General features: G+C 42.0%; 15 protein-coding genes and 1 pseudogene. 9 read left to right on the forward strand and 7 right to left on the reverse strand.

The genetic code is table 11. The features are described 5' to 3' along the window. Positions 1-100: 100 nt before the first annotated feature. Positions 101-892, reverse strand: coding sequence for a disulfide reductase (locus AB7U21_RS05660; RefSeq protein ID WP_428387604.1), 792 nt, complete (start codon positions 890-892; stop codon positions 101-103). A 201-nt stretch (positions 893-1093) separates the two neighbouring features. Next, on the reverse strand, positions 1094-1753 hold the full coding sequence (locus AB7U21_RS05665) for an NAD(P)/FAD-dependent oxidoreductase (RefSeq protein ID WP_333788327.1): 660 nt from the start codon (positions 1751-1753) through the stop codon (positions 1094-1096). Between the two features lie 358 nt (positions 1754-2111). On the opposite strand from AB7U21_RS05665, the gene AB7U21_RS05670 reads away from it, so the two are divergent. Beyond that, a complete protein-coding gene (locus AB7U21_RS05670) occupies positions 2112-3074 on the forward strand; it encodes a hypothetical protein (protein WP_428387606.1) in 963 nt (320 codons plus the stop codon). Between the two features lie 112 nt (positions 3075-3186). Here the strand turns inward: AB7U21_RS05670 and AB7U21_RS05675 are convergent, their stop codons facing one another. Genes AB7U21_RS05675 through AB7U21_RS05685 form a run of 3 tightly spaced genes read right to left on the reverse strand, consistent with a single transcriptional unit; the run spans position 3187 to position 5999 of the window. Then, entirely contained in the window at positions 3187-4383 is a 1197-nt protein-coding gene (locus AB7U21_RS05675; protein WP_428387630.1) for a glycosyltransferase family 4 protein, read from the reverse strand. Continuing rightward, positions 4361-5197 carry a polysaccharide deacetylase family protein gene (locus AB7U21_RS05680; protein WP_428387608.1) on the reverse strand — a complete coding sequence of 279 codons (837 nt, stop codon included), beginning with the start codon at positions 5195-5197 and terminating at the stop codon, positions 4361-4363. The genes AB7U21_RS05675 and AB7U21_RS05680 overlap by 23 nt, the downstream gene beginning before the upstream one ends. Before the next feature lies 1 nt (position 5198). Next, positions 5199-5999, reverse strand: a complete 801-nt coding sequence (locus tag AB7U21_RS05685) for a lysostaphin resistance A-like protein (protein WP_428387610.1) — start codon at positions 5997-5999, stop codon at positions 5199-5201. Positions 6000-6453: 454 nt separating this feature from the next. On the opposite strand from AB7U21_RS05685, the gene AB7U21_RS05690 reads away from it, so the two are divergent. Genes AB7U21_RS05690 through AB7U21_RS05705 form a run of 4 tightly spaced genes read left to right on the forward strand, consistent with a single transcriptional unit; the run spans position 6454 to position 8916 of the window. Continuing rightward, positions 6454-7119 (forward strand): hypothetical protein, encoded by a 666-nt coding sequence (locus tag AB7U21_RS05690; RefSeq protein WP_428387612.1) that lies wholly within the window; start codon positions 6454-6456, stop codon positions 7117-7119. Position 7120: 1 nt separating this feature from the next. Further along, a complete protein-coding gene (locus tag AB7U21_RS05695) occupies positions 7121-7579 on the forward strand; it encodes a hypothetical protein (protein ID WP_428387614.1) in 459 nt (152 codons plus the stop codon). A gap of 11 nt (positions 7580-7590) precedes the next feature. Then, complete coding sequence (locus AB7U21_RS05700) at positions 7591-8031, forward strand: hypothetical protein (protein WP_428387616.1); 441 nt, start codon at positions 7591-7593, stop codon at positions 8029-8031. An 18-nt stretch (positions 8032-8049) separates the two neighbouring features. Further along, positions 8050-8916 (forward strand): exosortase/archaeosortase family protein, encoded by an 867-nt coding sequence (locus AB7U21_RS05705; RefSeq protein ID WP_428387618.1) that lies wholly within the window; start codon positions 8050-8052, stop codon positions 8914-8916. A gap of 10 nt (positions 8917-8926) precedes the next feature. On the opposite strand, the gene AB7U21_RS05710 is transcribed toward AB7U21_RS05705, so the two are convergent. Together AB7U21_RS05710 and AB7U21_RS05715 are read right to left on the reverse strand one after the other, a co-directional pair. Next, on the reverse strand, positions 8927-10174 hold the full coding sequence (locus tag AB7U21_RS05710) for an oligosaccharide flippase family protein (protein WP_428387620.1): 1248 nt from the start codon (positions 10172-10174) through the stop codon (positions 8927-8929). Between the two features lie 235 nt (positions 10175-10409). Further along, positions 10410-11534 (reverse strand): RNA-guided endonuclease InsQ/TnpB family protein, encoded by a 1125-nt coding sequence (locus AB7U21_RS05715; protein ID WP_428387622.1) that lies wholly within the window; start codon positions 11532-11534, stop codon positions 10410-10412. A gap of 222 nt (positions 11535-11756) precedes the next feature. Here AB7U21_RS05715 and AB7U21_RS05720 point away from each other — a divergent pair, with 222 nt between their 5' ends. From AB7U21_RS05720 to AB7U21_RS05735, 4 genes and pseudogenes are all read left to right on the forward strand, one after another. Further along, complete coding sequence (locus tag AB7U21_RS05720) at positions 11757-12653, forward strand: class I SAM-dependent methyltransferase (protein WP_428387624.1); 897 nt, start codon at positions 11757-11759, stop codon at positions 12651-12653. 71 nt (positions 12654-12724) lie between these two features. Beyond that, positions 12725-13408 carry a metal-dependent hydrolase gene (locus AB7U21_RS05725; protein WP_428387626.1) on the forward strand — a complete coding sequence of 228 codons (684 nt, stop codon included), beginning with the start codon at positions 12725-12727 and terminating at the stop codon, positions 13406-13408. Between the two features lie 294 nt (positions 13409-13702). Continuing rightward, positions 13703-14383, forward strand: a complete 681-nt coding sequence (locus AB7U21_RS05730) for a metal-dependent hydrolase (protein WP_428387628.1) — start codon at positions 13703-13705, stop codon at positions 14381-14383. A 106-nt stretch (positions 14384-14489) separates the two neighbouring features. Continuing rightward, positions 14490-14758 (forward strand): annotated as a pseudogene (locus tag AB7U21_RS05735) (metal-dependent hydrolase); the annotation flags it as partial.

Below are 14758 nucleotides of genomic sequence, written 5' to 3' on the forward strand. Positions count from 1 at the left end.
CCAGTTGACACATTCTCCACATCTGCTGCAAGCATCCAGTTCCATGAGCTGCACTGCTGTGAAGTTCTCAGTGTTTATAGACGGCTGACGTTTTGCCATTTTACTCTCCTCCCTTGTTTGCGAGCAGTGTAAGAGGGATGGCTATTATGTGTATGTACTTGCTGAAGGGTATGTATGCGATACAGAACAGCAGGGAGATAACCACATGGAACAGTGCTGCAGGTGGTGCATATGCGTAGTCTATGCCAAAGCCCCAGAACCTGTCGGTCCTTATACCGTCTGCAATGAAACCTGAAATTGTTATTATGGCAAGTCCGATGATTAGGATGGAGTCGTACGCGATAGTGGATTCTCTGGCCTTCGCAACGAACAGTCTCCTGTATATTGCAATTACAACACCTATAAACAGTATGTAACTGAATATGTCATTGGGTACTGCGAGCAGTTCTCTGAAAACCTCCGGGTTCATGAACCAGGGAAGTGTTTCTGCGAATCCGATCTTTTCACCGATCATGTGGGTCATTTCAACAAAGAACATCGCGCCGGACATTGCAAAGAGGACCATCCAACCGACAAATATAGTGAAGTGCATGAACCATCTGAGAGGACTTCTTCTCAGGATCCTTCTCTGAAAAAGAATGTCAAGGACGATCGTTTCAAGAACCGACTGATTGTGAACATGTGCATGCTGGCTCATCTGGTACATGAGCATCTTAGGGAACGCCCAGATGCTTTTCGATGGTGACTGACCATATCCTGTGGAGCCCATACTCCATTTCTTTAAGTTGATGTACATTCCTACAATAAAGATACCAATTGCAATGATAGACAGTAGCATCATCTGCACAAATGTGACCCTTAATGCATCGGATATACCTGCAAAATAGTCCATATTTATCTTCTCCTTATTAATGTGAACAAGTAACTATTATAAAAGTTGAATCTGGTCTACTCTCGAGTAACCGCTATGGTTGCATGATTGTAGTGTCTATTATATTTAAAGATTTTCATTACATTATATCTATCAGCAGCCATATTTTCATGATCTATGGCTTGAGAACAAAGATATTCTAAAAAAGAGCTTATGGGCTGTTCACAGCCCTATATCCTTCTTGAACTTTTCCAGTCCGATCTCGTCGATGAACCTGCCAAGCCTGTGCTTTGTGGCATGGCTCTTATAATAGTTGATGATCCTGTCCACCATGTCAAGGACCTCTTCTTCTGTCAGTTCATCAGCAATTATATCTGCAAGTCTTGGTTTAATGCCGGCACTGCCTCCAACCATCAGTGTGTAGCCCTTGGGCGTGCCCAGGATGCCTATATCCTTGATCGCCGGCTCGGAACAGGAGTTCATGCATCCTGCGACTGCCATCTTAAGCTTGGACGGAAGTTGCAGGCCGTGGTATTTTTCATCAAGTTTCAGACCCAGGCCGACGGCGTCCTGCTGTCCGCGCTTACAGAATGTGGTACCGGGACAGATCTTGATGCTCCTTACGCATAACCCGATGGCAGCTGCAGGTTTCATATCCAGGTCCTTCCAGATGTTGTCCAGATCAGCTTCCTTTATTCCCACTATGGCTATCCTCTGTGCAGATGTCATTTTCATGGCTGCAGCATTGTACTTCTCTGCCACATCCGCTATCTTGCGCAACAGGTCTGGAGTCACTATGCCTCCGGGTATCTGTGGTGCTATCGCGTATGTTTCCTTGTCCCTCTGTAGGATCGCTCCTTTCTCTAATTTGTCTCCTGCCATGTTAATCACCTTCAATGGTATTTTCAGGAAGTGTACCTGACAATATATCCCCTTGGTTTAACCTGATTGGTGGCTATGGTAAATATGGTTTTTGCTCCCTATTTTGAAAAATCATGGCGCCATGTTCAGTTATTCTTTTATCACTTGAGTTGATGTACGGGGTTTTGTAGGAATTAGTAGTGAACTATCATAAGCTAAAGGACTCAGGGGTTTTACGCTGCTATATATAATATGAATGTACAGATCATTATAATATTTAAGTCATGTAATCAAATGGATAAACTTAAGTAATGGATGAAATTATAAGAAAAAGTAAGGATATAGGTATCTAATTCTAGATAGAGTAGGAGGTTGTTTATTGATTAGACGATTTTTAAGTCCTTCAAGTGGACTGCAGACTTCAGGCGTTAAAAAGCTTGGTCGTACATCCATAGTATCACTCAGTGTGCTATTAATTTTGCTGATATCAGCAAGCTGTGCTCTTGCATGGGAAATAACGAATTTTAAAGTCACCCCGGAAAAAACATGTGCAGGCAGTAATGAGATGATCGTCATTAGTGGTAATGCTGGCCCTAAGGAGAAGATCACTTTAGTCACAACTTATGAAACGGATATAAAAGTGACAAATGGTGTCTTTAATTATGATCCTGGCTATAAATTCGATCCAAAAGATGACAGCTTTGTAATACTTCCTAAAGGAACCGCAAGCTGTAGCCTTATAGCAGAAGGTGTGAAAGATATTACCATATCATATACTTTGATGTCTGAAACGATATCTAAAACAATAGAGGCAGACAAGGATGGTAAGGTCAATATCACAGTAGATACATCCATTCTTACATCTGTTGCGACTCTAAAACCCCATTTGATGATATCCGGTAACGCCGCAGGAGAAAATCCTGTGAAGTTTACATTCGCAGCAAAGATGATTATAAAATCTGATAAAGAAGGATACTTCGAGCAAAAATGCTGCACATATAGACCAGCAGGTACTTACACAATAGAGGCATGGGAAACGAACTCAAAGTACTCTATGTCCAAAAAAGCTTCGAAGACTGTAATCTTAACAGACTGTTCAAATGGAGCTTCTACCCCGGTAGTCCTATCAAAGTCCAGCAATGGTGGTGCTGGAACAGGTGAGGCAAAGGTACTGACTGATCAAAACACGTCTTCAGGTAATGTCTCAAATACCACGGATATCTCAGGCATGGCAAGTGTTGCAGATGAAGATGTTACGACTGCCACAGAACAGCCAGAAACCCAGGCTGAAAGCGGTATACTTGCCTTTATAAGATCGATATTGAACTGGCTAGGCTTTTAATAAAGTAGTTACGACCACCTCCTACTTCAATTTCTTTTTTATTTTGGATCTGCCTTAGGGTTCGGCTTTCTTTGAACAAACTTCAATAAAAAAGACATATCTTATTATCGTTCTACTTGCGCCTGTTCTTCTCTGTCAATAATCTCATGTATTCGGATTCCATTTGCTGTGCGATAGCTTTCCAGGAGTAATTCTCTTTTACATGATGATATGCCTGTTCTCCAAGTCTCAGCCGTTTTTCTTTGTTCCTTAATAGTTCCAGTATCGCATCAGCAAGTCCTATCTCATCCATGGGTTCCACAAGTATGCCAGCAGAAGGGGTAAGGATCTCCGGCAGCCCGCCTGCATTGGTCGCTATGACGGGTTTTGCCATTGCCATTGCTTCCAGCATGAATATGCTGGACGCTTCGACCAGGCTTGGGACCACCGCTATCTCAGCAAGGGCCAGATATGGTGGAAGTTGGTCATGGGGTATCATTCCCAGGAAATGCACGTGGTCCTGGAGGTGCAACTCACGTGTCAATCTTTCCAGAGACGCACGTTCTTCACCATCACCTATGATAACCAACTGGCATTTTTCTTCGCTGCATACTATTCTCATTGCTCTTATCAGATGATGGATACCGTTCTTCCTGACAAGCCGGCGGGCTGTGAGTATCACTGGCAGCGACGGGTCAATGGATATATGGGCCGAGGCCATTGCACGGGGTATAAGTGGGTCGAACCTGGTAAGGTCGGCACCGTTGTGTATGGTCCTTATCTTATGTGCTGGGGCGCCCCAGATGATGACCTGTTGCGCAAAATAATCTCCGGTGTGCAACTGTACATCGGATAATCTCGCAAGTGCCGGTGCCAGTATACGTTCTGCTGTTCTGTAGCATTGGGCAGCAATGGGATTGGTAAGTTTATCCCATATTGGATAATAGGAACCATGGATGGTATTTACAGCAACACCACCTGATCTCCTTGCAAGATAGTTTGCTATCAATCCGGAAGAGTATATATGTCCATGGTAAATATCAAAGGTCCCAGGCAGGTTAAAGAGTACTGCGACCGGGAACAACATCTGTCTTTTCAGGGTCAGGCTTGAAGGGTTCCAGGTATGTTCCATAACTCTGCAGATATCAATGCTAATGATCCTTACGCCATCTATTATCTGCTCTTTAGGCGTGTCCTTTGCACCTGTAAGCACAGTTACTTCATGACCAAGTGCAACCAGCTCTCTGGATGTTTCCAGTATCGCAACTTCGATACCACCGGATGTTGCATTGTCATGGGGTGCCAGTTCATATATTTGCAGGATTTTCAGGCAGACCCCTTCTTTTTATGTGCTTTGCGAGCTGATGCATTGTAATAATTTCCAGATCGTTAGAGGAAATAATGTGATCCAGCACCTTTATTAAAAGATCCCTGTTCAGTATCGGTTCATAGGATGGATGCATGTAGAACACGAAGAAGTGCTGCGCTGTGTCAAGGCCGTTCTTGATAATATGATATATCTCTTCCTGAGAACGACCTTCGAACTCCAGTTCTCCGAAAGACCGTGCGCATACTGGCAACTGCAATGTTGAGGACCTGTAGGAGTCGTGCTCCGGGTAGAATGCTTCAGTACCCCTGAAATCGCTGGAATAATCGAATCTAAATCCGTCCAGTGCTTCCAGGAACTCGTTACTTGTTGCAAAACCAGGGGATGCAAATGACCTTGGTCCGAAACCGCATGCATCTTCAAACAGTTCACATCCTTTGGATATCCATTCTCTTATCTCTTCTTTGCTTTTTTTCTGAAGCGTGTTCATCCATTCATAGTGGGAATAGCCATGCAGTCCAAGTTCATGATCTTTCTCTAGTATTAATTGTAAGTTTTTAGATTTCTGAACTTGCTGTTTGTACACCATACCCCTGAACATTTGTTTCAGTCCATGCTGCATGATCGCTTTTTTCTGCAGCAGTTTGAGAGGGTTACGATAATTTCTGTAGTTCTTGAAGGTCATGTCGGGTCCCGTTGTGACAAAGAATGTTGCACGGGCATTGAACTGGTCAAGTATTTCCAGCACAACCGGAAGGACCTGTGTATCTTTTACCGTATCAATATCTATCCTGATGCAAACTTTAGTTCCTGTCATGTCAGATGAGCAACCCGGCGAAGTAGTATGGAAGGATCGAGACCAGCATTACGTTGTTCATTCCATGGAATGTGATGGATGCGGTCAAAGTGCCAGTCCTGTGATATAATATACCGAACAGTATCCCTGCAAAAAAGGTGAACGCGATTTCCAGAGGTGATCGCCACGTCATGTGCATCACTGCGAACAGTAACGCCTGTCCAAGTATCCCTGTCTTGGTATCAAATGTTTTAATAAGATCGTTCTGGATCAAGCCTCTGAACAAAAGCTCTTCTCCCAGACCGACGAAAAAGGTCATGTATACGATATCCCTAAGCAGGTATTTCAGTTCGAACGTAGGAAAAGAAGGTGCTGGTTTTAGTACCCAGTGTTCTATGGGACCGGTGAATATCCCTATCAATATACCTATCATGGCATACTTTAACAGATCGTTGCCTTTAAGCCCGACATCGTGAAGTTCGAGGTTCTTTTCGTGCATGTGCCAGAAGCACAGAGCCAATATTATAGAGTATATCGCAGGCAGGAGGAACTGCTGGTCAATGAAGAACCAGGGAAGGGATGATGTAAAAAGAACATAGAGGGGGATGATAGCTAAGGATTCTGCAGCATTTATGAAACTTTTTTCCATATCAATGACAGAGATCAGCACATATATGGCGATCGTGACAAAAAGACATAATACAATTCCATATCCTGCATCACGATAAGTAAAGATATATTCTGCAATTATGATCGCCAGAAATATCGATAATATGAACACAGTGGCTTGTATCTTATTGAATGCAAGTTTTTTAAGTTTCACAAAGTTACTAACTGAATCACTTATAAAAAGGCATTGGTTTGAATGTGCGCACGTTTTTTTAACGAAGTTATCTATGGATTTTGTTAAGCCACAAATTGATCATACATACAGTTATGTGTTTCAAGGTCTCAAAAGGGAAAAGACATTTTAATTTACTTTACACACGATCAATTCATAGGAAGTTCACTTTATTTTTTTCTTAATAGTATTGCGTTAAAGCTACCAATAATGGTTTTATAAACGAATATTTTAAATTTATCTATAAGTGTGTCTTTGCTGTATCCGGAAAAATTTATATTGCGTAGCTTCTATTCTTATATTTTTATATTCAATTGAATAAATTCGTAAAGTCTATATACTTGTTTCACGTCAAACTCCATTATAGAATATCAAGGAGCACGTCATAAAGGTGGGTGGTACTATTTCTTCAAAAAGCAGGTATTTTTTAAAGATCATGGTTATCTGGTTCGCTGTTCTACTAATGGCGAGCCTGGTCGTAGGTTTACGTGATGCGTCTGCACCGGTTTCGGTGTCTGTTTTTCCTCAAGTGCCCATGGAGGGCGAGCCTCTCTTAGTTTCATTCAATCTCAATAACCCATCTGTTCAGTCCGCTTCGGGAGATTATCAGCTATATGCCAACGGGAACCTTGTAATGGAAGGTGCGACGCAGCTGTCCCCCTTATCGACCAAGAAATACCAGTATACATACGAGAACCCACTGAAAATGGGGGAACAGATCACCTTTGTAGTAAGGTCCACCATCGATGGCTCCGAACATGAGGAATATGTTTCACTGCCTGCATACCCACCGCAGGTCTGGAGCAGTTTTGTGAGTTTTGCAACCTTTTCAACGTCAGTGATGAGCTACATGACCACCATGGCCTACTATGACCAGGCTTTCGGCGACAGTTCAGCTCTCAATGTAAATGTGATCTTCTCGATAGTCCTGATAGGATTACTGATCTATCTTGAACTGACGGAACCCTCGCTTTCTGAGAGGTCTTTCAAGTTCATAGGTAATCTGAGGATAAGGTTCAGCCGGCTGTCAGGAGTGCTGTTCATTATATTCGTTGGTATGGTGTTCACTCAGGTAGCTTTGATCATAGGGAAGGTGGGATGAAATGAAGCTTTTGAAGTACGCTTTGTTGTTAGTTGTGCTGATGAGCTTCGTGTCAGTTGCAGTTGCGGAACAAGGGCCGGGACAAGGACTAGTTCCCCATTCATTGCAAGTGGACAAGACATCATATGTTCCCGGAGACACGGTTACAGCTACAGTAAGGACGCAAGATAGCATGGATTCTGTTACGTTTACATGGTATGAACCCGGTGATTATCCTTTCTATCCTGTACAGTATGCTTACGGTATTGAGTACCCATCTAAAACTTGGACTGATACTTATACACTTCCAATTAATGCTCCTGCAGGTAATTGGATGATTCTAGCTTGCGGAATGAAAGACGGTAAACCATATTGTGACTGTATCACTTTCGAAGTTAAAGAAGGGCCAGAGTTCTCATTCGGGTCTTTCATAGCTTTGTTTTTAGTAGGTGGTCTATACTTGGTCATGCGTAGGAATTAGGCAGGTTTTTAATGTCTCGTAATAAAGTGCAGGTTTTTTATATTTTATCGCTTTTGGCGCTTGCAGTTCTGCTTATACTGTTTGCCCAAGGTGTGTTCTCAGGGCTTTTTGCAGGTTCGGGAGAGCCTGTGGTGGAAATAAACAGAATAGATTTGTCCAATGCGTTTTATGGTAATTATTCAAGGATATCTGTAATGCTTTTCAACAACGGGACCATAAGTCATAATTTTTCAATTAATGTAATGTATGATGAAGTACTGGAAGATAGCTATAATGTAACCCTGCGTGCAAATAAGACATTTATCTACGAAAAAATTGTGCTGACAGACAAGATCCCAATATCGGAAAATGAGACCATTAACTCAACGTTGCATGTTGCACGTTTTGTTGTCTATATTGATGAGCAGTCTGAACCCTTTGAAGAAGCAAGTTTTGTATTCAGAGACCACTGAAAATGGATCTGCCATAGCATGAAAAACAAAGTTTTGATATGGCTTGCTATCTCCATAGCAATTACAGTTCTCAGGTTCTTTTTCCTGAGGGATGGGGTCCCAGCTCCCAGACAGTGGACAGCGCATCCTTTTGTCATCCTCATGCTATGCATTGCAGTCGGATGGTTGAAGAAAGATATGATCTCAGGTCAAATGCGCAAAGTGGGAATGCTGGCCGAGCCTGCTTATGTGGGAGCCGGTGTGTTAATAACGGTGATGGCCCTGCTCATGCCAGTGTCCGATGATCATGGTCTTGTGCTGTTCAATGTCATCCTGCTGTTCACTGGTCTGTTCATGATCTTCTTCGGATCTGCTGTCTATCTGCCGTCCCTGCTGGTATTCGTTTATGGTTTTTCGGTATCCTTCCCTAAGGTCCTTGATGGGGCCTTTGGCACACAATATGCACTTATCACCACAAAGATCGTAGCATACGTTGCATCTCTGGTCTATCCTGTAGGTTCTGAGGGACAGTTGCTTAATTTGATAGATTCTGCTGGTGCAAGCAGTCGTGTGTTCATTGATGCGGGCTGTTCAGGGAGTGCTTCCCTTGCCATATTCCTTACCGTCTTTGCCCTTATGCTGATAGATACCAAACCCAGGAACGACCGTATATTCCCATTGTTCCTCTTCGGGATACTGGGAACATCAGTGCAGAACATCTTCCGGCTGGTGCTACTGGTGGCTGCAAATTATCATTTCGGGTCAGCTGTCATGTGGAAGGTGCATGACTATGCAGGTTATGTCCTGTTCCCTGTATGGTTCGCGGTCTTTATTTATGTGTACCTGAAGATAGGAGTGAAACCAGAGATTGCAAGGGACCATGAAGCAGAAGTACTTGAAAAGTAACTTTTTCACTTTAAGTATCGTTTCTCGTCCAGACCATTAGAGCAACTAGCATATTGCCAGTGACATTTCCCGCAAGCCATGCATATCCCGCTCCCACAATTCCGAATATGGGCATGAGCACATAAGCTGTACCAACGACGGCCAATGCTATGGACCCGCTCAGAACGATCAGTTCCTTTATGTCCTTACGTACTCTCTGCACAGCAAAATATGTAAAATTCAGTCCCGTGAACAGACCTGAAATGATCATCACCTGCAGTAATATTACCCCTTCTGCTGCATACTCTGCACTTATAGCTTCTAATATCCAATGGCTGCATAGGTACATTATGCCAGAAGCAGGTATCAGTAACAAGTAAGTGAACAATAAGGACTTTTCTATGTTCTTCTTCATCCTTTCTCCATGGCTGCCTTCAACGAAAAGTGATGTACTGACAGCATTGGGTATTTTGAAAAGCAATGTAGCGATCGCATAAGCGATAAAATAGTAAGCCGCCTGTTCTGCTCCAAGCATATTCAGTACCATGATAGGAAGGATCAGGCCAGGCCCTGCCATGAACAGACCTGCTATATAATTTCCCGCAGCATAATGGAAAGCCTTATCCAAAAATTTCCAGTCGGCTACAAACCCGGGTCTTACACCCGATCCTGCAAGCAGGACATAGGCAGTTATGATTGCAATGAGCAATGAAATGCCCAGCGAGCAAAATATACCCATTGCTCCAAATGCTGCAAGAGGGATCAGGAACAGTATTCTTGAGCTTACTATTATGCTCTGGACCAACTGGAAGGAAGCTTTTCTGACCGCCACAAAAGAGATGCATGATAATGCGGTTCCCGAGTTCGCAGCAAGGAATATCAGATATAAAGCTGCATTGGCAGGAAACTTAAGTAAATGAAGTTCAGGCGCCAGCAGATCCACGGATAAGATAAAGATGGTGCCGAACAGTAATGCACAGCATGTTGCAACAAAAAGGGAAGTGCTGAATATCCTCTTCTTATCGTTATAAGGGAAGAATCTAATCATAGAGGCATCCAATCCTAACCTGGAAAGCATTATGATAAATCCCATGGAAGAGATCATAGCAGTTGCAGTACCCACATCTTCGGCGGAATAGAGCTTTGCAGCCAGCACCCAGAACACAAATCCAAAACCAGCACTTAAGAAGGATGTAAGCATGATGGATATAGAATTATTGAACAAGGGATCATGCAAATGCTGAACTAGTCTTGATGCATTGTGAACCTTCAGAACCATAATTGAAATCCTATTTAAGTACTTCGACAGTGTATTTAAACATACTGCAAACCATTGTAATGTTATCATAATAGGATTTGGTAATAACCAGAAAGATAGAGTGCCATAATTCTATATTGCAGTAAATGCTCTTTTTTCGATGTATACGAGACTGTAAATTTGGCATTACATTTGATCAGCTTTTCTGAAAATAAAAATTTTTTTTAACTTTGAACCTTTGTGACTGCTCCCACGGCTAAAGCCTGTGGGCTTCTACGGTTTTAATACCGACAGATTGCAATCCCAATCTGAGAATATTGATAGCTGCATTGTGGTCTCTATCCATTATAAGGCCACAACTATCACATTTATGAACTCTGTCCGCTAACGCCTTTTCAACAAGCAGACCACACCTTGAGCACATTTTAGATGTATTAGCAGGATTAACCAGTACCACCATAGAACCGGCACTCTCAGCCTTGTACTTGGTTGCGGTGATTAATTTATTCCATGCTGCATCTGCTATGCTCTTTGCAAGATAATGATCTTTGATCATGTTTTTGATATTCAGATCTTCAAGAGCAATGAATGAATAATTATTAACCAATTGTCTACTTAGTTGATGAACAAAATCATAGCGTTTGTTTGAAATCCTTTCATGTACTCTTTGAACTATTTTAATAGCCTCTTTTCGTTCAGATGACCCTTTCTCAGTCTTTGACAATTTACGCTGAACCCTGACAAGCTCTTTTTCTTCAGTTCTGAAGAACCGTGGATTGAGCACACAACTACCATCAGACATTGTTAAGAAGCTCGACAATCCTACATCGATACCAATTACTTTATTCAGATCAACGATTGGTGCCGGAGTGTCTTCAGCTTCAATTGTCAAAGACACATACCACTTAGTACATGCGGTTCTTCTAACAGTTACACGTTTCACATTGCCTTCGATTTGTCTATGGAATTTGACGTATACATCTCCTATTTTAGATAGATAGATGTGATCGTCCTTTAACTTGAAACCCATTTGAGGATATGTGAAACTATCATACCATCCTTTACTTTTGAAGCGAGGATATCCTGGTTTCTCTCCATTCTTCATCCTTCTAAAAAAGTGTTTGAAGGCAAGATCTATACGCTCCTGTACTTCCTGAAGAGTCTGAGAAAATACTTCATTATACTCCGGATTCTCTGCTTTCCACTGTGGTAGAAGATTGTTCAGTGTATATTTAGATAAAGTTTTTCCAGTTTCTTCATAAGCTTTCTTTCGTTCAGCAAGGGTCCGATTATATACTTGCCTGCATATTTCCAAGCTCCGCTCCATCTGTCTAATTTGAGGTTTAGTTGGATATATACGAAACTTGTATGCCTTACGCATTTAGCATAAATACAACTTATTTGCTTAAATACATATCTATCAATCAGGGAGTGTACGCCATTCATCCAATGACTAAAGTCATTGGCTCTCTGGCTGTTTTCTTCGTAAGGGTTCCATTTAGGTAAGCATAAATATCAGGCTTTTTAAAAAAAGTATTTAAGAAAAGAAGAAATGCAAATATATTGAAAAGCATCAACTAAAAAAAGTAAAAGGAATTTATGCATGGAGCAAAGAAAGCCACTGATCTTGGAAACAGGAGTACCTTCAATTGCTTCTTATAATGACTTATTGAAAAGCCCTCTATTCCATAATATGGAAAGATATTCCGATAGTTTTTTGAATTTAAATGTTGACTGTCTGGCCAATTATAGAAATAAATGGGTGGCAGATCCGTTTCATAGTTGGAGCCGACAATGGGAATATCCTTATGTCTATCTAATGATCCAGAAGTATATAGATAACTCTACAAATGCAAATGAGTTCAAAATTCTGGATGTCGGGTCAGGAGTTACTTTTTTTCCATATTATATCAATTTAACATTTGAAAAAGTTACAGTTGACTGTTGTGACTTTGATAACGACTATATTCCAATTTTCTCAAGGATCAATGCAAATCTGAACCAAAATGTTAAATTTCACAATATGGATATGAAGAAGCTGGAATTAGAAGATAACTCATATGATATCATATATTGCATTTCCGTACTTGAACACACCAATGATCATGAAAGTGTCCTGAAGGAGTTCCATAGGGTATTGAAACCAAACGGATCATTGATATTAACATTTGATATTTCAATTGATGGTTTTGCTGATATATCCATTGATGAAGCAAAAGAATTGATCAGTTTGATAGAGAAATATTATACTCCCTTAGAAAGTATGAACCCGTACGATTCATTAGACAAATTAAGCAACTCCAACCAATTTCTGACAACTGGATACATTAAGGAGATCAATAAAAGTCTTTTGCCCTGGAGCTATTCTATTTCCACATTATCACAAGTTGTAAAAAATTGCTTTAATTATTCTATGATATTAAAAACAGTGAACAGGATCAAACATCCTAATCCGAATTTAACTATATATTGTAATCAATACAAAAAAATAGATGTATAGGCAAATAGTTTATGACGTAGCAAGTCCACCACTCATTAATTATATATTGATTAGTTATATAATATCAGTTCATGCCATATCCTGTCGTGCACATATTGTTCTTCGTGTTCTGTGTATCTCTGCCCGGGCTCTACGGGTTTATGCAGTCTGCCCTGGGAGGCGAAGTTTCCCGGAGGGATTGGTGGCATTTCTTTGTGTTACTGTTGGTAGGTGCATTTTGTTCATTGTTGCCGGATATACCGGCAGTATGGAACTATTTCCTGTACGGGAACCTTAATCACTGTATGGCCGGACCGGTACCTACTCATTCACTGGTATTCGGGACCGTAGCTTTCTGTGGAGCTTTTATTGCAGGCCTGCTGGTTTACAGGCATCGTGACAGGGCTTTGGCCCTAGGCATGTTTGCAGAAACAGCTTTTCTTTCCCATCTGCTCCTGGACGATATTGCAGAGGGCGGCCTTACCTATCTCTATCCGCTGCACAACGAACCCATGAGCGTGTTCTCTTACGTGAACGTGGAATTCTCAGGTGTGAACTTCCTGTACTACAATCTGGCTGGTATCGTCTCTGTGTTCTTTATCTTCTGCGTACTGCTCATGTCCCTGATGTCATTGCACTATCTGGGCTTTGGGTTCAGGTATCATTTCCCTCAAAACGGACCGGGAACAAATAGTGATCATAGCAGTGTGCTGTCCCGATGCGTCTCAAGAAAGATCCAGTCAGCTGATGCAGATGCTGTGGAAAAGATCAGTTAATGCATATCAGATTAAATCCTCTTCGATCTATTAGAATTCTCCCGGCTGTTTTTTGACCCATGTTCATTTCTTTCAGATATCATTTGGAATGCAAAGTCGCAAGGTTGCGAGGACGCCAAGGGTTGTTCTTCTCCTCTTTGCGCCTTAGCGTCCTTGCGTTGATAAAAAACTATTCAGATCGATCAAAAAAGAGGTTTATCGGAATCCTCTAAAGAATGTAAAGATATGCAGTTCATTTTTCCTGCAGGGGTCGGGAGATTAAATTCTTAAATGTTCAGCTCAAATTTATGTTGTATGCCATATCCAGTCGTGCATCTGATGTTCTTCGTGTTCTGCTTATCTTCATCGGCACTGTACGGTTTTGTGAATACTGCGCGGTCGGAGGGTGTACATTGGACCGATTGGTGGCATCTGGTATTGTTGCTTATGCTCGGCGGTTTTTTCTCATTGTTGCCGGATATACCCGCTGTGTGGAACTATCTGATGTATGGTACCATCGAGCACACCATGGCTGGTCCTGTGCCCACGCATTCTTTGCTTTTCTCCAGTCTGGCGTTCTTCGGTGCAGCCTTAATAGGACAGCTGCTGTACAGGCACAGGGGCAAGGCTGTGGCGCTGGGAATATTTGGATGGGCTGCATCTCTCTCGCATCTGCTGCTGGATGATGTGGCAGATGGTGCTATTACCTATTTCTATCCTTTCGACAACAGGTCCATGAGCCTGTTCTCTTATGTGAACGTTGACCTGGCAGAAGTGAACTTCATGTACTATAACCTTGCAGGCATGGTCATCGTTCTTTTCGTATCGTGCATAATGCTAATGACCATATGGTCTCTGAACTACCTGGGATTTGGGTTCAGGTACCTGCCTCTTGGAACAAGGATCGGTGACGGAGAAAAGAATAATGAAATATATGTTGTAGGATCCGGCCATTCTTCAGAGGAGGGGCATGCAGCAGACACTTTAAAAAAATAATACTGATCACTCTTTGGGTCACACTTGATCCTTTTTGCGGATATTGTTCGTTTAGGATAGAACTGACCGACAGTATTATAAAATATTTCTATTAATATCTAAGTATATGCCCTATCCAGTTGGACATCTGACTTTCTTCTTATTGCTGTTGTTTCCGGTAGCTCTGTATGGTTTTGCGAAGGCTTTCCGCCAGGGCAAGGTACAGCGCAGTGACTGGTGGTATCTGGTGATATTGTTTGCTATAGGCAGCTTTTTCTCGCTGTTCCCGGACATATCGGCGGTCATCAACCTGCTCCTGTACGGTGCCCGGGGTGATCACTGTACCATTGGTTCTTTCCCCACCCATTCATTGCTGTTCGCCAGCATTGCCTTTGT

The organism is Methanomethylovorans sp. (genome assembly GCF_050177135.1).
Taxonomy (GTDB): domain Archaea; phylum Halobacteriota; class Methanosarcinia; order Methanosarcinales; family Methanosarcinaceae; genus Methanomethylovorans.